The sequence below is a fragment of the Streptomyces sp. NPDC005263 genome, assembly GCF_042872365.1.
Classification (GTDB): Bacteria; Actinomycetota; Actinomycetes; order Streptomycetales; family Streptomycetaceae; genus Streptomyces.
Genome location: NZ_JBIAKJ010000002.1, coordinates 945,304 through 968,669 on the forward strand (window position 1 = coordinate 945,304; position 23,366 = coordinate 968,669).

Sequence of the window (23,366 nt, forward strand, 5' to 3'; positions counted from 1 at the left end):
CAGGGACGTCTGGAAATTAGTTCAGTACGATCAGAAAGAACAGTCTTGTTTAACTGTTCATCTTGCTCTATTTTTCGGGTTCCGTCCGGTCCCAGTCCCCTGCGGAGCACCCATGCAGCACACCGCGCCCGCCAGGGCGGCTCCGTCGCGAGAACCCTCCGTGTGGACGCCGTCGCCGTGGGCCCTGCCCTCTTTGTGTGCCCTGCCCTCTTTTCGCAGGCCGTTAGGGTGGCGTCGTGGTGAATGCAGCGGGCAAGTTCGGCCCCTACAACCAGCCGGTTCCCGCGCGGCCCGCGCCGGTCGGTGGGCCCTGGGACACGCGTGTCCTGGCCGGCCGGGGTCCCACGGGAGCGGAGCTCGTCCGGTCCCGGATCGCCCTGCGGGTGCGTCTGAGGGCCGTGTCGCCGGGGGACCGACTGCCGGACGCGGGTGTCCTCGCCGAGGAGCTCGGGATCAGTGAGATCACCGTGCGCCGCGCGCTGGAGGCCATGTGCCAGGACGGCCTGCTCGACCGGCGTCGCGGCCGGGCGGGCGGCACCTTCGTCGCGGTGGACTGGGACGCGGTCGTCGCCGTGCTGCACGACACCGACGAGGCGGATTCACTGGACGCCTTCCATCTGCTGCTCGAGTGCGGGCTGGTGGCGCACACCGCGGGTGAGCTCCCGGACGGCCGGCTCGACGGGCTGCGGGCGCTGGTCGAGGAGATGGAACTGGCCGACGACCCGGCACGGCTGCTCGAACTGGAGGTCCGCTTCCATCTCGACCTGGCTCAGGCGCTCGGCGGCGCCGGGATCAGGGAGTTCGCCGCCGACCTGCTCGGCAAGCAGTGTCTGCTGCGGCCCGCGCCGGACCCCGCGGTCGTAAAGGCCCGTAACCGCTGCCATGCCGACCTGCTCGACGAACTCGCCCGGGGCGCGATGGACCCGGCGGTGCGAGCGGTGAAGGCACACCGTCACGCCGGACCGAACTGACCACATAGATCAGAACTCAGACCAGACTCGGATCAGAACGCAGACCAGAACGCAGATCAGAAGGGAGCTGTCGCCAATGCCTGACCCCGGACCTGTCGGACCCGCCGGACCCGCCGGACCGTCGTCGTCGACGTCGGGCCCTGGCGGCGGTGCGCCGCAGCGGTTGCGCGGCGGCGTTCTCGGCATGGCGGACATCGCCGCCGCGACGATGGCCAATGTCGGTCCGGCCATGAGCTTCTTCTTCGGCTTCGCCTTCCTCGCCACCACCGCGGGCGTCGCGTCCCCGCTGACGATCGTGGCGGCGGGGGTGGCGGTCGCGCTGTTCGGCAACACGCTGGCCGAGTTCTCCCGGGCGCACCCCTCGGCGGGCAGCTTCACCACCTTCGTGGGCAAGACCTTCGGGCCGGTCAGCGCGGTGACCACGGCTCTGCTCGCCGGACTCGGCTACATCATCGCGATGGCCTCCGTCATCGCGATCTCGGGCGGGTTCATGCAGATCACCCTGAACCACTACACCGGCGTCGACCTGCCGTGGATCATCTGGACGCTGCTGCTGACCGGGCTGGCGGTGGTGCTGATGCTGCGCGGGATCGTGGTGTCCACCAAGTGGGCCGGTTACTTCTTCGGCGTGGAGATGCTGGTGCTGGTCGTGGTCTCGGTCGCGACGATCGTCGAGCACCGGGGCGACCTCTCGGTGGCCCCGTTCCTGCCCTCCCACCTCACCCACGGCGTCAAGGGCCTCGCGGCGGGCTTCCCGCTGGCCGTGTACCTGTTCATCGGCTGGGAGAACTCGGCGGCACTGGCCGAGGAGACGGAGAACCCGCGGCGCAACGTCGGCCGTGCCGTGTTCTCCTCCGTCGCGATCATGACGGTGAGCTACATCCTCTTCTCCTACGCCACGGTGACCGGCTTCGGCTACGACGTCCAGCGGCTCGGCGACTCCCCGATCCCCTTCGTCGACGTCGCCCGGCACACCCTCGGCGCGCTGGCGATCCTCGCCTACGTCGGCGGCCTGACCTCCACCCTCGGCGTGCTGATCGCGGGCATCAACTCCCAGGCCAGGCTGGTGTTCAACGCCGGACGCGAGGGGCTGCTGCCGTCCTTCTTCGGGTACGTCCACCCCACCCGCCGTACGCCGAACAACGCGATCGTCACCTTCACCGTCACCGCGCTGCTGATCATCGCGGGCTGGGGCCTGGGGCATCTGCTCGGGGACGGCGGTCAGATGAACCCGGTGGTCTTCTTCGCCGAGTCCTCCAGTCTGGGCGCCATCCTGATCCTGCTGGTCTACCTCGCGTCCAACATCGCGCTGCCGCTGTACTACCGCAGATACCGACCGCAGGAGTTCCGGATCGTGCGGCACGTGGCGCTGCCCGCGGTCGGCGCCCTCGCCGTCCTGGTCCCCCTCTACTACCTCGCCAAGCCCGGCCAGCCCGCCCCGTACAGCTGGTTCCCGTACGCGGCCCTGGCCACCCTCGTCGCCGCCGTCTGCTACGCGACCCTCCTGGTCCGACGCGACCCGGGGCTGGCGGAGCGGGTGGGGTCGGTTGTCGCGGACGCGGAGTGAGCCGGCAGTGCGGCCTGGCTGAACGTTCACCCCCGTCCGTCCGTATCCCTTCCGTAGCCGTACGCCCGTCCGGATCGTTCGGGCGGGAACAGTGTCGACCGGATACGGAGAGGGACGTGCCACAGCAGTCGCAGCGGGGGCGGGTCGGCCTCGCAGTGCACCATGCCCGTCTGCTGACGCGGGGTGCCGCGCTGATCGGGAGTCTGGCTCTGCTGCCGTTGATCGCGGCGTGCGGGGGAGCCGAGGGGGACGGGGCCGCGAAGGCCAAGGCGTCCGAAGGGTCCGTCGCTCCCGTGGCCGGTGTCGTGGCGCCCGCGAAGGTCGAGGTGATCGCCGCGCTGACCGGGTGCAAGGTCGAGATCCGTATCGAGGCGGACGAGCTGCGCGAGGGGCAGTGCAAGACCAAGCAGGGGAACTACCGCATCACCACCTTCCCCAAGGAGAAGCTAAAGCTGACCTGGCTTGATGCGGCCTCCGTGTACGGGGGCACGTACCTGGTCGGTCCGCAGTGGGCCGTGGGTGCCAAGCCGGAGGTGTTGGAGAAGCTGCGTACGAAGATCGGTGGGACCATGCAGTCGCTGCGCAGCATGAATCCGGCGGAACCGGCACCGAGCGCGTCGTAGCCGCGGAAAAGCTGCGGTACAAGCGGTACAAGGTACAAGCGGTACAAGCCGCGGTACACACCGCAAAAGCTCCGGCCGGCCCGGGGCCGCCCCGTGGGACGGGCGACCCGGGCCGGATCCGGTTAGTGTTCGGGACGGCGGAGACACGGGACTCCACCGGCCTGCGTCCGCTACGAAGCGATCCGCTCCGGCGCGCGCCAGGAACCCCCCGTGCGCGGGGCGGTGGCGTGCCTCCAGCGGGCGAGCGGGATGACGGGGGCGGTGGGCGCCGCGTCGGTCTCGGCCTGACGGAAGAGCATGGAGAGGACGACGGTCACGGCCGCCAGTTCCTCCGGGGTCGGTGAGCCCGAGACGACTTTCCACAGGCTCTCTTCGACGGACATCGAGTCTGCTGACACTGGATTCTCCGATCAGAAAAGGGACGTGCGCTTTCGGCAGAGGGCAGAGGGCAGAGGGCAGAGGGCAGAGGCCAGAGGGAAAGGGCTGGGGTTGTGCGTGGGCGGCCGGCCCCCGGGGGATGTGGGCCGGCCGCCCGGCTCGGGTGGGCGCGGGGCTCAGGGAGCCGCGCGCCCCTGTGGCGGCGTCGGAGCCGGCCGGACGTGCCCGGTGGCAGGTAGCCATGGGCGCGCCCGACGCGGCTCAAGAGCTCAACACCGCCTGGCATGCGCCGTTCAGGACGCCACCGTGACCTGCGACGCCTTGCCGCCGGTCTCGGTGACCGTCGGCTGGGCGTCGGTCGTCGCGGCTGCCGCCGCGGCTTCCGCCGCCTCCGCCGCCGCACCCACCGGCCGGAGCCCGCTCGGGATCAGCATCGACGCGACCGCCGCGGCCAGGACCACCGCCGCGCCGACCCACACCGCGGGGATCATGCCGTCGACGAAGTGCTGCGGGGTCTCGTAGCCGCCCTGCGCCGCGAACACCGCCGCCAGAACGGCCACACCCAGCACGCCGCCCAGTTCGCGACCGGCGTTGTTCACACCCGACGCGATGCCTTCCTGGTCGCGGCGGACGGAGGAGAAGACCATGTTGACCACGGGGGCGTAGAACAGGGACATGCCCACGCCGAGGATGGCGAAGGGGGCCACCAGGGAGCCGTAGCCGACGGTCGGGGTGGCGACCATGGCGAACCAGCCGAGGCCGATGGACTGCAGGACGAAGCCGATCGCGAGGATCGTGCGGCCGCCGAGACGGTCCGACAGGACGCCGGCCACCGGGGCCACCAGCATCGGCATCGCCGTCCAGGGGAGGGTGCGCAGGCCCGCCTCCAGCGGCGAGTAACCCTGGGCGGTCTGCAGGAACTGCGCCACCAGGAAGATCGAGCCGAACATGCCGAAGTACATGAGGACCGAGGCCAGGTTGGTCATCGAGAACGCCCGGCCACTGAACAGGCTCAGCGGCAGCATCGGGTGCTCGACACGGTTCTCCCAGGCCAGGAAGGCCAGGATCAGCACGCCGCCCGCGATGAAGCCGGTCAGCACCTCACCCGAGGTCCAGCCGATGGCGCCACCCCGGACCAGGCCGAGGACCACACCGAACAGACCGACGCTGAGCAGAGCCGTGCCGACCAGGTCGAGCTTGGCGCTGGCGCCCCGGCTCTCGGCGAGCCAGATCTTGGACAGGGGGAGCAGGATGAGGCCGAGCGGCACGTTGACCCAGAAGATCCACTGCCAGGACGCGCCCTCCACGATCGCGCCGCCGACCACCGGGCCGAGCGCGATCGCGAGACCGGCGACCGCGCCCCAGGCGCCCAGCGCGGCACCGCGCTTGGCGGGCGGTACGGCCGCGGACAGCAGGGTGAGGGTCAGCGGGACCACGATCGCGCCACCGATGCCCTGCACGGCACGGGCCAGGATCAGCTCGTTCGCGGTGTCCGACATGGCGGCCCCGGCCGAGGCCAGGGTGAAGATCGCGGTACCGATCATGAACAGTCGGCGACGGCCGAAGCGGTCGCCCAGTGCGGAGCCCGTCATCAGGAAGACGGCGAACGTCAGGGTGAACGCGTTGACCGTCCACTCCAGTTCGTCGAGCCCTGCGTTGAGGTCGTCACGGATCGCGGGCAGCGCGGTGGTGACGACGAGGTTGTCGAGGGAGGTGATGAACATCGCCACGGCGGCGATGACGAACGTACGGACGGGATGGCCCTGTGTCTGGGCACTCATGGTTCGTCCTCTCACATGTCGCGCAGGTAATCCCTGGCTTGCCGGAGTATGCGGTTGCGGGTGGGGCCTATGGAGCCGCGCGGCATGGCGAGAGCCGCGCTGATCGCGTCGTAGCTCATGGGGGGATCGCGGAGCAGCAGTCCCAGCAGAGCCTGGTGCTGAGCCGGCAGGTGCCGGATGGCCATCCGGGCGAGATCGCCCTCCGCCCTGCTGAGGACGGTCTCTTCCGGAGTGGCCTGGTGGTGCCCGGTCTCGTGGGTGAACTCCGAGAGGTCGTCGACCAGGTGGTACTTGACGCCGTTGCCCGACACCTTGAGCGCCTCACGGCGAGCCGTGGTGACGATCCAGGCGCCGAGCCTGGACGGGTCGTTGAGCGCGCCGACGTTCTCGATGACGCGCAGCCAGGTGACCTGGCAGACGTCCTCGCAGTCGGCGGGGCGCAGCCCGTGCGAACGGGCGACCGTCCAGACGATCGGGCGGTACCTCTGGATGAGGCGCCCCCAGGCCGTCTGATCGCCCGCGCGGCAGGCTTCCACCAACTGAACGGCGGACTCGGGCACTTGGGCCCGGACGGTCGTCGTACCGGCCACGTCAACCTCCTTCGGTCCTCCCCGTAGGGACCTGTTGAACTCTCTTGTCCCACAGTCGAGTCGCAGGCCACTGGACCCCTGGTCGCCGGGCTCTGCATCCGGGGTAGCGGCCCGGCGGGTGGGAGTGGAACGGCCCGTATGGCCGGTATCCGTACGCCGATTCGGGCCCTCTGTCGGGTGACGGTCGCCCCGCCCGTCCGGCTCGGCCGGAGGTGGCGCGCGACGCACCGAGAGGGGAAATCACTAATGATCACGGATGAGTACGCCCGGACCCTCGCGTCCGTCAACGACCGGATCCGGGACCTCAAGGACAGCGGCTTCTACACCTTCGAAATGCCCTTCACCGCCGCTCCCGGCGGCCGGTCGGAGATAGACCACCGCGAGGTCATCATGCTGACCAGCGGCAACTACCTCGGTCTGGCCGGACACCCGGAGATCAACAAGGCGGTCAAGGACGCCCTGGACACCTACGGTTCGGGAGCCTGCGGCGCCCGCCTGAACAACGGCACCACCGTGCTCCACCTGGAGCTGGAGGAGAAGCTCGCCGAGTGGATGGGCACCGAGGCGGCCATCACCTACAGCTCGGGATACATGGCCAACCTCGGCACGATCTCCGCGCTGTGCGACAGCGACACGATCGTCATCACCGACCAGATCAACCACATGAGTATCCTCGACGGCTGCCGGCTGGCCGAGGGCGCCGTGAAGATCTTCGCCCACAACTCCATGGAGAAACTGGAGTACGTCCTCAAGCGCAACGCCGACGCCAAGAAGAAGTTCGTGGTCGTCGACGGCGTCTACTCCATGGACGGCGAGATCGCGCCGCTGGACGACATCCACCGGCTCACCGAGCAGTACGGCGCGATGCTGATGGTCGACGAGGCTCACGGCACCGGCTTCCTCGGCGAGAACGGCCGGGGTGCCGGCGAGCACTTCGGGATCATCCCCGACATCACGATGGGCACCTTCAGCAAGACCCTCGGCGGGGTGGGCGGATTCGTCACCGCCAGCCACGACATCGTCGAGTTCCTGCGCCACTCGGCGCACGCCTACATGTTCAACGCGAGCCTGCCCGCGCCGACCGTGGCCGGCGTGCTCAAGGCCCTGGAGCTGATGCGCCGCGAGCCGTGGCGCACCGAGAAGCTCTGGGAGAACACCATGCGCTTCCGCTCCGGGCTCATCCGCGCCGGCTTCGAGGTGCTGGGCAGCGTCACGCCCGTCATCCCGATCCTCGTCGGTGACGACATCGCCGCGCTGCGCATGTCCAAGGAACTGGTTGAGGACGGCCTCTACATCTCCGGCGCGATCTTCCCGGCGGTGCCCAAGGGCCGTGCCCGCTTCCGGGCGACCGTCACCGCCGCCATGACCACCGAGGACGTGGACCGCGCCGTCGAACTGCTGGCTGACGCCGCCCGGCGGCACAACGTACTGGCCTGAGGGGACGTAGAGAAAAGTGACCATCACACCGACCGAAGCCCGCAGCGGGGAGAAGATCTCCGCCGCCAGCCGACGGGCCCTCCAGGCCCAGGGCGTCTACCTGGGCACCACGGGTGTCGACCTGCGCACCGCCTTCCTGTTCCCCGGCCACGGGGCGCAGTACCCCGACATGTTCGCCGACCTCGCCGCCGAGAACCCGGTCGCCGCGGAGACGTTCGAGCGGATCGACGAGACCTACCGCTCGCTGGCCGGACACACCCTGACCAGCCGGATGTTCAGCTCCGGCGGCAACGACCCGGTGAAGGAACTCCAGGACCCGGTCGTCATGCAGCCCGCGATCTTCGCCGGCAGCATGGTCGCGCACCGGCTGCTGGAGAGTCAGGGCATCACCGCCGAGACCCACATCGGGCACAGCCTGGGCGAGATCAGCGCCCTCGTCGCGGCCGGGGCGCTCTCCCTGGAGGACGGTGTCCGCGCGGTGTACGGGCGGGGCGTGGCCGTCAAGGTCATCCCCGAGGCCCGGCGCGGCGGGATGCTGAGCCTGCAGACCGACAGCGACCGCAGCCGCGAACAGCTCTCCCGACTGCTGCTGTTGCTGCGCGGGGGCCAGGGCGGCTACCTCGTCCAGAGCCTGGTCAACTCGCCCGACCAGACGGTGCTTTCGGGTGACTCCGAGGCCATCGACCGGGCCGCCGCGCTGTGCCTGGAACGCGGCATCAAGGCCACCCGGCTCAGGGTCTCGCACGGTTTCCACTCCGACCTGCTGGAGGAGGCCGTACCGCATCTGGAGCGCACCCTCGCCGCGCTCGACTGGCACGCCCCGAAGATCCCCGTGCTGTCCACGGTGATCGGCGACTACTACACCGAGCAGGACGTCCAGGACCTGCCGCTGCTGCTCGCCCGTCAGCTGGTCACGCCGTTCAGCTTCCAGGCGCTGGTCGGCCGGCTGCACGCGGACGGTCACAACAGCTTCGTCGAGGTCGGCCCCAAGTCGATCCTGTCCGGGCTGACCGAGCGGATCCTCGCCGACTCCGACAAGGAAGTCCTGGTCACCCCGACCAACATCCAGTCGCTGGGCGCGGTGGAGAGCATGCGCCGCTTCAGCGCCTTCGCCGAGGTGCACGGACTGACCGGCGGCGAGATGGAGGAGCAGACCGCCGCCGCGCCGGAGCCGGCCGCCGAGAGCGCCCCGACCACCGCGCAACTGCGCGAGGAGCTCCTCAAGGTCGCCGCCCGCTACACCGGTTATCCGGTACGGCTCCTCGACCCCGCCCAGCTGATGGGCGCCGGCCTCGGGCTGAGCACCCGGGTCCGCGAGGAGCTGGCGGCCGCGCTCGCCGCGCACCTGGGCCTGACGGACACGACCGTCTCCACCGAGGCGGACGCCCCGCTCGGCCATCTGCTCGACCAGCTGGCGGACGCGTCCCGTGGCACCGGAGCCGGCACCGGCACCGGTACTGGCGACGGCACCGGCACCGGCACTTCTGCCGCGACGGGCCGGGAGACCGCCGCGGGGCCTGTGCCCGCCACGGTCGAGGAGGCCACGGCGGCGATCCAGTCCGCCGTGTCCGCCGAACCCGTCCAGCCCGTCCAGCCCGCCGAGCCCGCTGAGGCGACGGCCGAGGACCTGGCCCAGGCGGAGCGTGTGGTGTGGGAGGTGGCGGAGGCCAAGACGGGTTATCCGGCGGACCTGCTGGAGGCGGATCTGGATCTGGAGGCGGATCTGGGGATCGACTCGGTGAAGCAGGCGGAGATCCTCGGTGAGGTGCGGGAGGTGTTGGGGCTTCCGGTGGTGGAGGACGTCGACTCGTCGGCGTTGAACACCCTCAACCGGATCGCCGAGTTCGTGGCCGGTCTCCAGGCCGCCACCCGGCCCGCACCTGCGGCACCCGCACCGGCAGCACCGGCTCAGGGGACCGCCGTACAGGAAACCCCCGTACCGGAAGAGCCCGCGCAGGCGACGGCCGAGGAGTTGGCCGAGGCGGAGCGGGTGGTGTGGGAGGTGGCGGAGGCCAAGACGGGTTATCCGGCTGACCTGTTGGAGGCGGATCTGGATCTGGAGGCGGATCTGGGGATCGACTCGGTGAAGCAGGCGGAGATCCTCGGTGAGGTGCGGGAGGTGCTGGGGCTTCCGGTGGTGGAGGACGTCGACTCGTCGGCGTTGAACACCCTCAACCGGATCGCCGAGTTCGTGGCCGGCCTCCAGGCCGCCACCGGACGCAGCCCGCGCGGCGGCACCACCTCCGGCACGGGCGGCGACGGCACCGACGACAGCCACATACCCGAGGCGGCACCCGCTCGGCCGGTGCTGCCGCCTGTCCTGGAGCGCACGATCGACCGCATCGCCGGACGGTACGTCCCCCTCGCGGTCGAGAGCCCTCTCGACCACCCCGACGCCACACCGTTCTCCGTGGACGGCAAGGCGGTCGTGGTGATCACCGGACAGGACACGGCCCTCGCCCGTGAGGTGCTCCCGCGCCTCACCGAGCGCGGCGCACGGCCGTACGTCGTCGCACCGGAACAGGCAGCCGTCCCCGACGACTGGCCGACTGCCCGCGCCGACTTCACCGACCCCGACTCGCTGGCCAAGGCCCTGGCAACAGCCCGTACCGACAGCGGAGTTCAGGTCGTCGTCAACCTGCACCCCTACGGCCCCGGCCCCGACCCGGTCGCCGCGACCACCTCCTTCGACCGGCCCGCCGCCGACTGGAGCTCGGCCGCCGACCAGCACTTCACCGTCAACCTGCTCGCCGCCAAGGCCTACTTCGCCGACCTCACGCAGGCCGGCGGCGACGGCGGCTACTTCGCGGCCACCGCGGTCGGCGGGGTGTTCGGCCTGGAGTCCGACGGCGCGATGGACCCCCTGGGCGGCCTCACCGCGGGCTTCGCCAAGAGCCTCGACCTCGAACTCCCGGACACCCGCGTCAAGGTCGTCGACTTCACCGAGGGCGACGCGGCCGGCGCCGCGGACATCCTGCTCGCGGAGATCACCACCGACGCGGAACGCTCCGTCGAGGTGGGTCACCTCCGAGGACTGCGCAAGATCGTCCAAGTGGTCCCGCACGAGATCGCGACCAACGAACGCCAGCAACCCCTGCGTCTCGACCCGGGCAGCGTCGTCGTCTTCTCCGGCGGCTCGCGCGGGATCACCTACGAATGCGCGAAGGAACTCGCCCGACTGGAGGGCGTGCGCGTCGTCATCCTCGGCCGCACCCGCCCCGCCCAGGGCACCGAGGACTGGATGGCGCTGGACGACGAGGCCTTCGCCCGTCTCGGCAAGGGCTGGTTCCCGCAGGCCAAGAAGAAGAACCCGGCCATCACCCCGGTCGAGGCGAAGAAGCAGTTCGCGGCCCTCGCCAACGCCCGTGAGCTGTACCGGAACATCGAGGAACTGCACGCCATCAACCCGCTGTCGGTGTACGAGGTCTGTGACGTCTCCGACGGCGAGCAGGTCACCGCGGCGATCGACGCGGTACGGGTGCGGTACGGGCGGATCGACGGTGTCGTGCACGCCGCCGGTCTCGACTCGGTCGCCACCGTGCCGAAGAAGTCCCTGGACCACGCCCGGCACGTGGTCCGGGTCAAGGCCGACGGCTCCCACCACCTCTGGCACGCCGTCAAGCACGACCAGCTGAAGTTCTTCGGCTTCTTCGGGTCCTTCCTCGGCCGCTTCGGCATGGACGGCCAGGTCGACTACACGGCAGGCGCCGACCTCGTCTCCAAGCTCTCCGCGCTGCTCGCCCGCCGCAACCCCGACATGCGGGTCTTCACCCTGTGCTGGACCGGCTGGTCCGACGTCGGCATGGCCGCCACCGAGGCGGTACGGCGGGTCCAGGAGGAGGTCCGCGGACTGCGCTACCTGGGCGTCGAGGAGGGGGTGCAGCACTTCGCCCGGGAGGTCTTCCAGGGCGGCGACGACCCCGAGGTGCTGGTCTTCGGCGAGATCGGCAAGAACAGCTACGGCGGCCAGGACGCGTCGATGGACGCCACGCACACCCAGGTAGCCGTGCCCGTCGGCCCCGACGGCAGCGTCCGGGACCGTGTCGAACTGCCCCTGCTCGACCAGGTGTCGGAGGTGACCGACACCCGGGTGCGGGCCGTCAAACGGCTCGACCCCCGGGCCGACCGCTACCTCGACGACCACCGGGTCAAGGGAGCGGGCACCTTCCCCGGGGTGCTGCACATCGAGGGCCAGGTGCAGGCGTCCGGGCTCCTGGTCCCCGGACACACGGTCGTCGCGGCGGAGAACATCGAGTTCCTGAAGTTCGTCAAACACCTGCCGAACTTCCCCCTCGACCTGCGGTTCGAGGCGGAGGCCGAGGCGGACGGGCAGCGGGCGGACGGCACCCGCCGGATCCGCGCCGAGATCCGCTCCGACCTGGTCACCGCCGACGGCCGGGTCCTGGAGGCCGACCGGGTGCACTCACGCGGCACATACGTCTTCGCAGCACAGCCGCCGCGACCGGACGACATGCCCGCACCCGACCCGGAACTCGCCGAACTCGTCGAGAAGGCGACCGAGTTGGACATCGACCGGTTCTACGAGCGGGCCGCCCGGCAGATCACCTTCGGCCCGCGCTTCCGCCAGGTGCGGCGGATCGGGTTCGTCGGGGACATCGAGGACGGGCGGATGGTGAGCGAGATCGTGGTCGACGCCGGCCGCGGACTGTTCTCCGCCGCCCCGACACCCCGGCTGCGGACCCTGCCCATCGTCATCGACAACGCCTGGCGCTCCACCCTGCTGTGGGCCTACCACCACCTCGGCAGCCATGTGGTGCCGGTCTCCATCGCGGCGATGCGCTTCCACCGCGTGCCGCTGCCCGGCGAGACCGTGCACACCGACTCGACCGTCGCACCCGTCGCACCCGATCAAGGAGGAAAACCCGGAGACCTGCGCATCAGCACCCGGATCCTCGACGCGGCGGGCCACCCGCTGTGCGAGATCCAGGACCTAGTCGTGACACAGGTGGGGCGTGATGAGGGCGATACACGTCTCCTGGACTGAGACCGCCCTGCCGGGCAGCGGAACCCCGCTGCCCGGGGGCGGCGCCGTGACCATCGAGTGGCTCCCCATCGCACAGGTCCGCGGGGACTACGAGGCGGCCCCCGCGGCCTACCGGGCGCACTACCTGGCCCCGGCCGAACTCCCGGTCCTCACCCGCATCGCCGTACCGAAACGGCGGGTGGAGTGGCTGGCCGGGAGGGTCGCGGCCAAGCGGCTGGTGTGTCTGGCCCTGGAACGGGCCGGACTGCCCGTCACACCCAGCGAACTCGCCGTCCTCGGCAACAAGCCGGGCGGCCGGGCGGGCAAACCCGAACTGTCCTCCCGTACCCCCGAGTTGGCCGGGACCGTCGGCCGGCACGTCACGGACATCTCGCTCGCGCACACCCTCCGGTTCGCGGTGTGCGCCCTGGCCCACGGCGGCCGGGTCGGCGTCGACGTGGAACCGCTGCGCAGCTTCAGCCCCGCGCTGCGGCGCACCGTCTTCACCGACCACGAGGTCGCCCTGGCCGAGACCGCGTTCCAGGCCTTCGACACCGGCCACCGCGGTACCGCGCTGTGGGTGGTCAAGGAAGCACTGCTCAAGGCGTACGGCATCGGCTTCGCGTACGGCTGGGGAACCGCCCGGCTGCGCTCGGCCGACACCGACGCCGGCGTTTTCGACATCACCCTCCCCGCGGGGGCGGATCCGGGCCACCGGGTCGCCGTCCGCTACGGCCGGGTCATCGACCACATCTTCGCCATCGCCTCCGTGGCCCCCCGGCCGCCGGACGGCCACCAGCAGAAAGGGCAGCTCCGTGCCTGGGACTGACTTCGAGGGCTTCGACCCGATCGCCGTGGTGGGATACGGCTGCGTCTTCCCACCGAACTCGTACGACGCCGACACGTTCTGGCAGAACATCCTGGGCGGCCGGATCGGCATCGACTCGCCGCCGAAAAACCGCTGGAACTGGGAGGACTACCACAACGAGGACAAGGGTGTCGTCGACAAGACGTACTGCCGCTGGGGCGGCTTCCTCGACGACTACGCCGGCCCGTCCGGCCTGGAGGAACTGACCCGGATCGGCCGGGAGGCCGTCGGCGAGCTCAACCGCACCCAGCTGATGGTGCTCGACACCGTCCTGCAGACCCTGAGGATGTCCGGGTACAGCCCGAGCCGGCTGAGCACCACCGACACCGCGCTGTTCGTCGGCAACATGCTCGGCGACGAACAGGTCATGGAGTCCTCGCTCACCTTCCGCGCCACCGAGGTACTGCACCACCTGCGGGGCAGCGAGGCCTTCCAGGCGCTGGAGAGCGGGCAGCGGACGGCCCTGGAGGACGGCTTCCCGGCCGCGGTGAAGAACCGCCTGTACGACGCCGACTCCGGGCCCGCCGCGCACGTCTTCCAGGTCAGTGTCGCCAAGGCGGTCGCCCGGGTGATCGGGCTGCCCGGTCCGGCGGCGATCGGCGATGCGGCCTGCGCCTCCGGCCTCACCGTGATCGACACCGCCGTCAAGTACCTCCAGGACGGCAGCCACGACATGGTCCTGGCGACCGGTGTGCAGGGCAACATGAACATCACCGGCAACGTCTGCTTCGCCAAGATCGGCGGCCTGTCCGCCACCCGCTCCACCCCCCTCGACGAGGGCGCCAGCGGCCTGATCAACGGCGAGGGCTCCGGCACCGTCCTGCTGAAGCGGCTCAGCGACGCGGTCCGCGACGGCGACACCATCGCCGGAGTGATCCGCGGCGTCGCCACCCGCTGCGACGGCAAGGGCAAGGCGATCTACGCGCCGTCCTCACGCGGCCAGGTGGCCGCCATGCGCCGCGCCCTGGAACTCGCCGACGCCCAGCCGGGGGAGCTCGACTACATCGAGACCCACGCCACCGCCACCTCCACCGGCGACCTCGTCGAGGTCAGCTCCCTCCAGCAGCTGTACGCGGACTCCGGCGCGGAGCCCGGCTCCATCCGGCTCGGCTCGGTCAAGGCCCAGATCGGGCACACCTTCTCGGCGGCCGGCATGGCCAACCTGCTGAAGATCCTGCTCGCCTTCCAGCACGAGACCGTGCCGCCCACCCACGCCTTCACCCGGGCCCCCGAGGCGATGAAGCTGGACGGCTCACCGTTCCGGGTGCCGGTCGCCTCCGAGCCGTGGCAGGCGCCCGAGGAGTGCCGGCCGCGGCGGGCGCTGACCAACGCCTTCGGGTTCGGCGGCGTCAACACCAGCGTCATCGTGGAGCAGTACGACCCCGTGCACCACGCCGACGCCGCCCTGGAACAGCAGGGCCACACCGACAGCAGCCGCTCCACGGCCAACGCCCCGCTCGCGGTGCTCGGCATCGGCTGCGTCGCCCCGTTCTCCCGGGACACCGAGGGCCTGGTCGGCGAGCGGGCGCCGGGCGCCGGCGTCACCGGCTTCCCCGCGGACCGCTGGCACCCGGACGCCGCCGCGATCTACGACCCCGAGGGCACCTGGCGCGGCGGAGTCGTCACCGACCTGGACTTCCCGTGGAAGACGTACCGCATCCCGCCCAACGTCCTGGAGGACCTCGACCGGGCGCAGCTGCTGTCGGTGATGGCGGCCGGGCAGGCCCTCGAGGAGTACGGGGCGCCCGCCGCCGACCGGGTCAACGCGGGTGTCTTCGTCGGCGCGACCTGCGGCCTCGAATCCGGCCTGACCCGCAACTTCCGGATCCGCCTGGTGGAGTTCGAGCGGGCCCTTGAGGACGTACCGGAGTACCGGGCGCTCGACGAGAAGACCCGCGCCGAGCTGGTCGAGAGCTACACCCGTGAGGTGCACCGCTACATCCCGCTCACCCGGGAGAACGCGTTGCCCGGCTACATGGACAACATCACCGCGGGCCGTATCCAGAACATCTTCGACCTGCGCGGCCCGGGTGTCGTCATCGACGACGACCTGTGCTCCTTCGGCACCGCCCTCGGCCTCGCCAAGCGCAACCTGGAACAGGGTGAGTGCGACGTCGCCCTCGTCGGCGGCGTGCACGCCAACCTCACCCCCGAGTTCACCCACCTCTTCGAGCGCAGGCTCAAGGAGGCCGGCCACGACGTCGACGGTCTGACACCCGCGGAGGGCGCCGCCTTCCTGGTCGTCAAGCCGCTCGACAAGGTCACCGAGGACGAGAAGGTCCTCGCGGTGATCGACGGGGTCGGCTGCGCCGACGCCGACATCCCGGTCGCCCGGCCCGGCGTCCCCTTCTTCTACGGCGCCGACGGCGCGATCCGCTCGGTCGAGGTGATCGCCCGGATGCGGGCCGAGGCGGCCGCCCAGGAGAACGAGGACGCCGCCCGGCTGGACCTGGTCCGGGTCAAGCTCCCGCAGATCGAGAGCGGTTGGGGCTACGCGCTGCGCATCCGCCGGGACGACTCCGTCGTCGACGACGACGAGCCCGCCGTAACCGAGGAGCACGAGCCGAGCGCGCAGCCCGTCGCCGCGTCGCCCGACGACCCCGGCACCGGCTTCCTGACCGCCCCCACCTACGAGCGTCTGCTGGCCCAGCTGGAACAGCTGGCCAGGGGCGAACTCGTCCCGCTCGACCGCATCAACTCCCCGTCCTCGGGCGGCTACCGGCTCGGGTTCAGCTACGCGTCGTGGGTCGACCTCGCGCGCAAGGCCCAGCTGACCCTGCGTCTGCTCCGTCCCGACAGCTCCGCCGCCCCGTCCACCCCTCCCACCGTCACGAGGTGACCTTTTCCATGGCAACCATCATCGAGCCGGTCCGCTCCGAGGAGCGGATCGCCAGGCCCGTCCACCCCTGGCTGCGCAGCCTGTTCTTCTGGCCGGTGCTCATCCACTGCGTGCTCTCCTTCGTCCCGCTGTACTTCCTCAGCTCCCGCACCGGTGACTTCTTCGCCTGGGAGACGGGCAACTCGCTGAGCGCCGCCGCGCTGGGCGCCGGTTACGCGGGCGCCTGCACGATGTTCCTGCTGACCCTGCCGGAGAAGGACTGGACGAGCGCCCGCGGCACCGTCTTCGCCCCGATCACCCTGCTGCTGTCCGCGCTGGTCCTGGCCGGTGTGTACGCCGACCAGTTCCACTTCACCGAGGGCCCGGCGCTCGCCCGTGTCTTCGCCTGGCTGTGGCTGGCCTCGCTGGCGGTGTTCCAGGTGACCTGCTTCCTCGTCTACAAGGTCCACAACACCGGCCCCAAGGTGGCCGACCCGCGTGGCCCGGCTCCGATGAGGGCCGACGTCAGCATCCCGACCGCGATCATGGGCGCCGTCCTGTGGGGCCTCGCCTTCGCCCTGTGGATCGCCCCCAAGGCCGTCGGCGACCACTGGGCCTGGCAGCTGGACCCGCTGGACGCCCGGATGCTCGGCGCCTGGTTCTTCGCCTTCGGTGCCGGCGCCTGGCAGGCCCTGTGGGAGCACGACCTGCACCGGATGCGGGCCGGCTTCCTGACCGACGTCACGCTGAGCATCCTGTCGATGGCCGCGCTCGGCCTGTACGCCGACGACGTCCGCTGGGGCAACGCGCTCACCTGGGTCTACATCGTCGTGCTGGTCGGCCTGCTGGTGGCCGGCCTCACGGGCCGCTACATGGCGCTGCCGGAGGCGCTTGAGGCGGAGCGGAAGGCGCGTGAGGAGGAGCCCGTACGCGCCTGACGACCCGGCCGCCGGGGCCCGGAGCAGGCCCCGGCGGCCGACGCACCGCACCCACCCGCACTTCACCACCGTAGGACCGCGCGGACCAGGGAGGTCGGCCATGCTCAAGCAGAACAAGCACGCCGTACGAGGCTTACCGGCAGCCGTCGAGGGGCTGGAGCACGTCCCCGCGCACGGCCCCCTGGTGGTGCTGGCCGGCGGCGACGGCGAACGCCCGCTGGACACCGCCCTGTTCGCGGTGCGCGGCAAGCCCACCCGACGGCTGGAGGGCACCGACGCGCTCAGCGCCCTCGCCTACGACGAGACCGTGGTGGTGCGGGGCGTGGCCGAGGCCGTGTCGGCGGGGGACCGGGCCACGGCGCCCGTCCTGCCCGTCGCGCTGTGGCCGGACGGCCGCCGCACCCGGGTCGTCTTCGGGCCCGCGCTGCCCCAGGACCCGGTCGAACACTCGGTCCGGGACCGCGTCAGGGCCGGGCACACCGCCCTCACCGCCCTCGTGGAGCGGGCCAGGAACCCCGAGTGGTCCGCCGGACCCTGCTCCGCACGCGCCGCCGCCCACCATCTCGACCGGGTCTTCGAGGCGCTCCTCAGCCGCACCGACCCGCTGCCCGACAGCACCCTGTACGAGCAGGCCGCGCTCCTGCTCGACCTGGGACGGCTCGGCGACCCGCACAACATCGACCTGCGGGTCGGACGGCTGCGGCTGACCGCGCTGCGCAACGAGACCCGTCCGCTGCCCGTCAAGGCCGCCGCGCTGTGGCGGCTGCGGGCCGGCGCCGAGGAGGCGCTGCGCCGGGACCCGGACCACCTCATGGCCAACTACCTGCTCGGCCGCTGGCACCTGTCCGCGCCCGGCCTGCTGGGCGGCCGCCGTGAACTCGCCGTCGCCCACCTGGAGGCCGCCGACCGGCTCGGCCGGGGCGACACCCGCTACGTCCTCGGCCACGCGGAAGCCCTGCTGGCCGCCGACCGGCCCACCGCCGCGCTGTCCGCCCTGGAACGCGTCATCGAGGCCCCCGCCGACCACCCGCGCACCCAGCGGCGCCGCCAGTCCGCGATCCGGATGAGCCGCGCCCTCCAGCAAGAGCAGGCCCCGCACGGCGCGACCGCCTCAGGGGCCCGAGGAAAGGGATGACCCGTCGATGGACCCGCACAAGGGAAGCTTCAAGATCAACGACACGCTGTCCACGTCGTTCCGCCACTGGGTCGCCAGAAACCACGTCGACGGGGTGGAGGGCATCGGCCACATCCCCGCCGAGGGACCCTTCATCGTGGTCTCCAACCACCTGAGCTTCTTCGACCACTACCTGCTGGAGACCGTCCTCTACGGCGCCCGCGGCCAGCACGTCTACTTCCCGGCCAAGGCCGCGAACTTCAACCACCCCGTCAAACGGCTGGTGAGGCTCAGCGTCGGCTGCATCCCCCTCGACAGCGACACACCGGACCGCAACGCCCTCGCCGCCATGACGGAGGTCCTCGACGGCGGCGACGTGCTGTGCATGTACCCGGAGGGCACCCGCTGGACCGGCGGCGGCCTGGCCCCGTTCAACGACGGCCCGTTCTACTTCGCCGTCCGCACCGGCATCCCGGTCGTCCCCGTGATGATCCACGGCGCCGACCGGATCCTGCCCAAGGGCGAGGTCGTCCCGCACCGGGCCACCGCGCGCCTGGTGTTCGGCGCCCGGCTGACCAGCGCGCCCGGCGGACGCACCCGCAGCGCCCAGATCGCCGACCTGCGCGGCCGGGCCCGGGCCCGCATGGAGCAGCTCGGCGAACGGGCCGGCCGCACCTACGGCCGCCCCGACGAGGAGAGCGCCCGCCTCATCCGGCGCCGCGCCGACGAGATCGCCGTCGCGGCCTGCGTACGAGGACACGGCCTCGACCGCACCGAACGGCGCCGGATCGCCGTCCTGCACAGCCTCGCCCGGGCCTCGGCCGCCCCCCGCCCGCGGCCGGCCCTCGACGCTCCCGCACCCGCACCCGCCGCAGCGACGGGCTGATCCCGGCCCGAGGAACGAGGAGACATGCGCAAGAACATTCTGATCACCGGGGCGAGTTCGGGCCTCGGCCGCGGCATGGCCCGCCAACTGGCGGCGCGGGGACGGAACCTGGCCCTGTGCGCCCGCCGCGCCGACAAGCTGGAGGAGGTACGCGAGGAACTCACCAGCGCCTACCCCGGCATCCAGGTGACGGTGCGTCAACTCGACGTCCGTGACTACGAGGCCACCGCGGCCGCCTTCCGGTCCGTGCGACGGGAGTTCGGCAGCCTGGACCGGATCGTCGTCAACGCCGGACTCGGCTCGGGCGCCTCTGTCGGCACCGGGGGGTTCGAGGTCAACCGGGCCACCGCCGAGACCAACTTCCTCGCGGGCCTGGCCCAGTGCGAGGCCGCCATGGAGACCTTCCGGGACCAGGGCTCCGGTCACCTCGTGGTGGTGTCCTCGGTCAGCGCCGCCCGCGGCATGCCCCGGCACCTGACGGCGTACGCCGCCTCGAAGGCCGGCCTCGCCACCCTCGCCGACGGTATCCGCGCCGACGTCCTCGGCACGCCGCTGAAGGTCACCGCGCTGTTCCCCGGCTACATCCGCACCGAGATGAACGAGAACCTGGAGAAGACGCCGTTCATCATGGACACCGACAAGGGCTGCGCACTCCTCGTACGCGCGATGGAACGCGAACCGGCCAAGGCGTATGTGCCCGCGTGGCCGTGGGCGCCGGCCGGTGCGGTGCTGCGGCATCTGCCGCTCGCCCTCGTCGCGAAGTCGGTGTGAGCATGACGGCAACCCAGACCGCACAGACAGAGCAGACAGTGCAGGCAGGGCAGACCGCGCAGACCCTCGCCACCGAACGTCACGGCGGCACCCTGGTCGTCTTCGAGGGGAGCCGCCGCATGCTGTGGAGCAGGCCCGGCCCCGGGCGCTGGCGTCCGGTGGGCATCTGGCCCCAGGCCGCCGACGCCGCCGCGCTCACCGCCCACCTCGCCGCCCGGCGCAACGTGCTGGTCGTCCTCGACGGGGCGGAACACACCGTCAGTCTGCTGGCCGAGGAGCTCGCCGCGGCGCCCCCGTCCGTACGCCGCCTGGTGCCCGGCCCCGATCCGTCGGTGCCCGGCCCCGACCGCTACCCGGAGGAGCCCGTCGAGGTCCGTATCCCGGTCCTCGACTGGCTGCCCGGCCCGTTGCGCCGACCCGGCGTCGAACTGCTGCGCACCGGAGCCGAGTTGATGCGCAGGACACCGGCCGCGCTGCTCCCGCCGCTGCTGACCGACGAGTTCGATCCGGCCCGCCCGCACCTGAGGTTCGTCCTGCGCACCCAGCGGTACGGCGTCGGCGCGGGCAGGCTGGCCGACGCGGTGGGCCACCTGTTCGGGCCGGCCCCCAGGCCGCGGTACGTGTGACCACAGACGTACGGGTACGACGGCGTCCCCTGCCGTCGTACCCGTACTTGCGTGCCTACCCGCGAGCCGGCGGGTGTGATGCGTCAGCCGTGCCGCGTCATCCGACCTGCGGATCCGCGGCGGCGCGACGCGCCTCCTGCTCGGCCAGCCGCCGGTCGGCCTCGTCCCAGCTCGGCGGCAGCGCGGCGTCCTGCTTCCAGGAGGTGAACAACGACTCGCGCATGGCCGGTTTCAGCTTCGTCATCACCGACAGGTGCGGATCGGTCTGGATGTACGACTGCAGCGCCTGCCTGCTCTCCCAGGACGAGAGCGTCCAGAACGTCTTGTGCCAGGGATCGGCCCGCAGCGAGACCCCCACGTTCCCGGGGGAGTTCTGCGCCTGCTTGTAGACGCCCCCGGACAGGATGAAGAAGCGCGGCACACGCACCAGCGACTTGAGTTTCAACCGGGATGCCATGACGACGACTTGACCGCCTCCGGCCCCGGCCGCCGGCCCGTTGGACCAGGGGAGGGTGTGACTCATCGGAACTCCTCAGTGAGTGTGGTGAAACGGAAGAACTGGGCGCCGAACGGACAGCGCACCGGACTCAGGGCCTGCCCGGCGGATCATGTCGGAGACGCGGTGTCTGGCACGCACATCTGCGGCGTTGTCGTCGGTCGCCGACGCTCCGCGTCGACTCCCTCCTCCGCCTTGCAGCTGCACGCACCAGACACCGCTCGCGGACGTTGATGAGGCGTCGTGGCTTCCCTCCGACCCGATCCACCGGACAGGCCCTACCCATCCGGTGCGCCGCCCACCCGAACCGCCCCTACATCGGCGGGTTTCCGTGCTTACGGGCCGGTACCTCGGCGTGCTTCGCGCGCAGCATCCGCAGGGAGGTGATCAGCAGCCGGCGGGTGTCCCGGGGGTCGATCACGTCGTCCACCAGGCCGCGTTCGGCCGCGTAGTACGGGTGCATCAGCTCGTCCTTGTAGGACGCGATCAGCCGGGCCCGCTCCGCCTCCGGGTCGTCGGCGGCGGCTATCTCCCGGCGGAAGACCACGTTGGCCGCGCCCTCCGCGCCCATCACCGCGATCTCGTTGGTGGGCCACGCGAACGACAGGTCCGAGCCGATCGACCGGGAGTCCATCACGATGTACGCGCCGCCGTACGCCTTGCGCAGGATCACCTGGATCCGCGGCACCGTGGCGTTGCAGTACGCGTACAGCAGCTTGGCGCCGTGCCGGATGATGCCGCCGTGCTCCTGGTCGACCCCGGGCAGGAAACCCGGCACGTCCAGCAGCGTCACCAGCGGGATGTTGAACGCGTCGCAGGTCTGCACGAACCGCGCGGCCTTCTCCGAGGAGTGGATGTCCAGCACCCCGGCCTGGGCCTGCGGCTGGTTCCCGACGATGCCCACGACCTGCCCGCCGAGCCGGGCCAGCGTGCACACCACGCTGCCCGCCCACCCGGACTGCACCTCGAAGTGCTCCCCGTGGTCGGTGATCTCCTCGATCACCTTGCGGATGTCGTACGGCCGCGACGGATCCTCCGGCACCAGGTCGAGCAGCGCCTCGCAGACCCGGTCGTCGGGGTCGTCGCCCATGTCGAGGGGCGGCAGCTCCCGGTTGTTCTGCGGCAGCAACGACAGCAGGTAGCGCACCTCTTCGAGACACGAGGCCTCGTCGTCGTACACGAAGTGCGCCACACCCGAGATCGACGCGTGGGTGTCGGCGCCGCCCAGCCCGTTCTGGCTGATCTCCTCACCCGTCACCGCGCGGACCACGTCCGGGCCGGTGATGAACATCTGCGAGGTCTCACGGACCATGAACACGTAGTCGGTCAGCGCGGGGGAGTAGGCCGCGCCGCCCGCGCACGGGCCGAGCATCACACTGATCTGCGGGATGACCCCGGAGGAGCGGGTGTTGCGGCTGAAGATGCCGCCGTACCCGGCCAGCGCCGTCACCCCCTCCTGGATCCGGGCGCCCGCCCCGTCGTTGAGGCTGACCAGCGGGGCACCGGCGGAGGCGGCGAGGTCCATCACCTTGTGGATCTTCTGGGCGTGCGCCTCGCCGAGCGCGCCGCCGAAGATGCGGAAGTCATGGGCGTAGACGAAGACGGTCCGGCCGTGGACCGTGCCCCAGCCGGTGATCACACCGTCCGAGTACGGCTTCTTCGCCTCCAGGCCGAAACCGGTGGCGCGGTGCCGGCGCAGTCCCTCGATCTCGGTGAACGAGCCCTCGTCCAGCAGCAGCGCGATGCGCTCACGCGCGGTCAGTTTGCCGCGGGCGTGCTGCCGTTCGGTGGCCTTCGGGTCGGGTCCGGCCAGCGCCTGCTGCTTCACATGCCGCAGCTCGGCCAGCCTCCCGCTGCCGCCCGTCAACTGGGCGGGCTCCGCGGGCACTTGAGCAGCGCCCGGTTCACCCGTGCCCGGGACGCTCTCCTGGGACAGGACGGTCACAGTCCCCTCCTCAGCTGGTCGATCCAGGTCATCGCGAGGAAGACGTCCCCCTCGATCTGCAGGGCGCCGGTGGCGAAGGCCATCGAACCCCGCAGGTCACCGAGGACGAGCCGGGTCAGGTCCTCCTGGCTCACCTGCACGGTGGAGTTGGGCGGGTACGGCGCGCTCCTCAGCACCGTCGTGCCCTCGTCCGTGCTGGTCACATAGCGGGTGCGGGTGCCGGTCGGGGTCGTGACGACGAAGCGGAACACACCGGGCCGGCCGGGCGGCCGGGCCCCCGTGCCCGCGCAGCACCAGTCGAAGAGCTGGTCGAGAGACCGCTCCGCGTCGTTTCTCAGGTCCGCGGCCACCATGGGTCCTCCCTCCTTCTGCGCTTATCGCGGCTGAAGCCGTCCTGGGGCTGGAGCCTTTGCGTCGACCATGCAGGCAGGACCTGGCAGGCGGGTGGACCGTCGGTGGACCGATCAGTGTCCGTGAGGACGTGTGAATTCCTCACAAGGGGCCGGTGACGCCTTGACTGTGCCCGCCTCCGCCCGTCCCGCATGCTGATTGATGTCCGCACCGGGCACCACA

At 71.1% G+C, this 23,366-nt stretch carries 18 protein-coding genes; 12 read left to right on the forward strand and 6 right to left on the reverse strand.

Going from position 1 to position 23,366, the window contains the following annotated elements:
* Nucleotides 1–236 precede the first annotated feature (236 nt).
* The 3 genes from ACFYRY_RS11480 to ACFYRY_RS11490 all read left to right on the forward strand — a co-directional run bounded on the left by ACFYRY_RS11480 (nucleotide 237) and on the right by ACFYRY_RS11490 (nucleotide 3,161).
* On the forward strand, nucleotides 237–971 hold the full coding sequence (locus tag ACFYRY_RS11480) for a FadR/GntR family transcriptional regulator (RefSeq protein ID WP_389142612.1): 735 nt from the start codon (nucleotides 237–239) through the stop codon (nucleotides 969–971).
* 76 nt (nucleotides 972–1,047) lie between these two features.
* Nucleotides 1,048–2,538 carry an APC family permease gene (locus tag ACFYRY_RS11485; protein WP_389142615.1) on the forward strand — a complete coding sequence of 497 codons (1,491 nt, stop codon included), beginning with the start codon at nucleotides 1,048–1,050 and terminating at the stop codon, nucleotides 2,536–2,538.
* 116 nt (nucleotides 2,539–2,654) lie between these two features.
* Nucleotides 2,655–3,161, forward strand: a complete 507-nt coding sequence (locus ACFYRY_RS11490) for a hypothetical protein (protein WP_389142618.1) — start codon at nucleotides 2,655–2,657, stop codon at nucleotides 3,159–3,161.
* A gap of 170 nt (nucleotides 3,162–3,331) precedes the next feature.
* Here ACFYRY_RS11490 and ACFYRY_RS11495 read toward each other — a convergent pair whose 3' ends face one another.
* The 3 genes from ACFYRY_RS11495 to ACFYRY_RS11505 form a co-directional block, all read right to left on the reverse strand.
* On the reverse strand, nucleotides 3,332–3,544 hold the full coding sequence (locus ACFYRY_RS11495) for an acyl-CoA carboxylase subunit epsilon (RefSeq protein ID WP_389142621.1): 213 nt from the start codon (nucleotides 3,542–3,544) through the stop codon (nucleotides 3,332–3,334).
* Between the two features lie 288 nt (nucleotides 3,545–3,832).
* Nucleotides 3,833–5,320: a DHA2 family efflux MFS transporter permease subunit gene (locus tag ACFYRY_RS11500; RefSeq protein ID WP_389142624.1), complete on the reverse strand. Its 1,488-nt coding sequence runs from the start codon at nucleotides 5,318–5,320 to the stop codon at nucleotides 3,833–3,835.
* 11 nt (nucleotides 5,321–5,331) lie between these two features.
* A complete protein-coding gene (locus ACFYRY_RS11505) occupies nucleotides 5,332–5,910 on the reverse strand; it encodes an RNA polymerase sigma factor (RefSeq protein WP_389142626.1) in 579 nt (192 codons plus the stop codon).
* 246 nt (nucleotides 5,911–6,156) lie between these two features.
* Between ACFYRY_RS11505 and ACFYRY_RS11510 the strand changes: the two genes are divergently transcribed.
* The 9 genes from ACFYRY_RS11510 (at nucleotide 6,157) to ACFYRY_RS11550 (ending at nucleotide 20,352) form a co-directional block, all read left to right on the forward strand.
* Entirely contained in the window at nucleotides 6,157–7,347 is a 1,191-nt protein-coding gene (locus tag ACFYRY_RS11510) for an aminotransferase class I/II-fold pyridoxal phosphate-dependent enzyme (RefSeq protein ID WP_389142628.1), read from the forward strand.
* A 16-nt stretch (nucleotides 7,348–7,363) separates the two neighbouring features.
* Nucleotides 7,364–12,352 carry an SDR family NAD(P)-dependent oxidoreductase gene (locus ACFYRY_RS11515; protein WP_389142631.1) on the forward strand — a complete coding sequence of 1,663 codons (4,989 nt, stop codon included), beginning with the start codon at nucleotides 7,364–7,366 and terminating at the stop codon, nucleotides 12,350–12,352.
* Nucleotides 12,324–13,160 (forward strand): 4'-phosphopantetheinyl transferase family protein, encoded by an 837-nt coding sequence (locus ACFYRY_RS11520; RefSeq protein ID WP_389142634.1) that lies wholly within the window; start codon nucleotides 12,324–12,326, stop codon nucleotides 13,158–13,160. The genes ACFYRY_RS11515 and ACFYRY_RS11520 overlap by 29 nt, the downstream gene beginning before the upstream one ends.
* A complete protein-coding gene (locus ACFYRY_RS11525; RefSeq protein WP_389142636.1) occupies nucleotides 13,147–16,038 on the forward strand; it encodes a beta-ketoacyl synthase N-terminal-like domain-containing protein in 2,892 nt (963 codons plus the stop codon). Before ACFYRY_RS11520 ends, ACFYRY_RS11525 begins: the two co-directional genes overlap by 14 nt.
* Before the next feature lie 8 nt (nucleotides 16,039–16,046).
* Nucleotides 16,047–16,955, forward strand: a complete 909-nt coding sequence (locus ACFYRY_RS11530) for a hypothetical protein (RefSeq protein WP_389142639.1) — start codon at nucleotides 16,047–16,049, stop codon at nucleotides 16,953–16,955.
* Between the two features lie 100 nt (nucleotides 16,956–17,055).
* Nucleotides 17,056–18,090 carry a tetratricopeptide repeat protein gene (locus ACFYRY_RS11535; RefSeq protein ID WP_389142642.1) on the forward strand — a complete coding sequence of 345 codons (1,035 nt, stop codon included), beginning with the start codon at nucleotides 17,056–17,058 and terminating at the stop codon, nucleotides 18,088–18,090.
* 7 nt (nucleotides 18,091–18,097) lie between these two features.
* Entirely contained in the window at nucleotides 18,098–18,955 is an 858-nt protein-coding gene (locus ACFYRY_RS11540) for a lysophospholipid acyltransferase family protein (RefSeq protein WP_389142645.1), read from the forward strand.
* Between the two features lie 24 nt (nucleotides 18,956–18,979).
* Nucleotides 18,980–19,726, forward strand: coding sequence for an SDR family oxidoreductase (locus ACFYRY_RS11545; RefSeq protein WP_389142648.1), 747 nt, complete (start codon nucleotides 18,980–18,982; stop codon nucleotides 19,724–19,726).
* Nucleotides 19,727–19,728: 2 nt separating this feature from the next.
* Nucleotides 19,729–20,352 carry a hypothetical protein gene (locus tag ACFYRY_RS11550; RefSeq protein WP_389142651.1) on the forward strand — a complete coding sequence of 208 codons (624 nt, stop codon included), beginning with the start codon at nucleotides 19,729–19,731 and terminating at the stop codon, nucleotides 20,350–20,352.
* 97 nt (nucleotides 20,353–20,449) lie between these two features.
* Here ACFYRY_RS11550 and ACFYRY_RS11555 read toward each other — a convergent pair whose 3' ends face one another.
* The 3 genes from ACFYRY_RS11555 to ACFYRY_RS11565 form a co-directional block, all read right to left on the reverse strand.
* Nucleotides 20,450–20,875 carry a DUF3291 domain-containing protein gene (locus ACFYRY_RS11555; protein WP_356765158.1) on the reverse strand — a complete coding sequence of 142 codons (426 nt, stop codon included), beginning with the start codon at nucleotides 20,873–20,875 and terminating at the stop codon, nucleotides 20,450–20,452.
* Nucleotides 20,876–21,161: 286 nt separating this feature from the next.
* Nucleotides 21,162–22,793 carry an acyl-CoA carboxylase subunit beta gene (locus ACFYRY_RS11560; protein WP_389142654.1) on the reverse strand — a complete coding sequence of 544 codons (1,632 nt, stop codon included), beginning with the start codon at nucleotides 22,791–22,793 and terminating at the stop codon, nucleotides 21,162–21,164.
* Nucleotides 22,790–23,146: an SCP2 sterol-binding domain-containing protein gene (locus tag ACFYRY_RS11565; protein ID WP_389142657.1), complete on the reverse strand. Its 357-nt coding sequence runs from the start codon at nucleotides 23,144–23,146 to the stop codon at nucleotides 22,790–22,792. Before ACFYRY_RS11565 ends, ACFYRY_RS11560 begins: the two co-directional genes overlap by 4 nt.
* Nucleotides 23,147–23,366 lie beyond the last annotated feature (220 nt).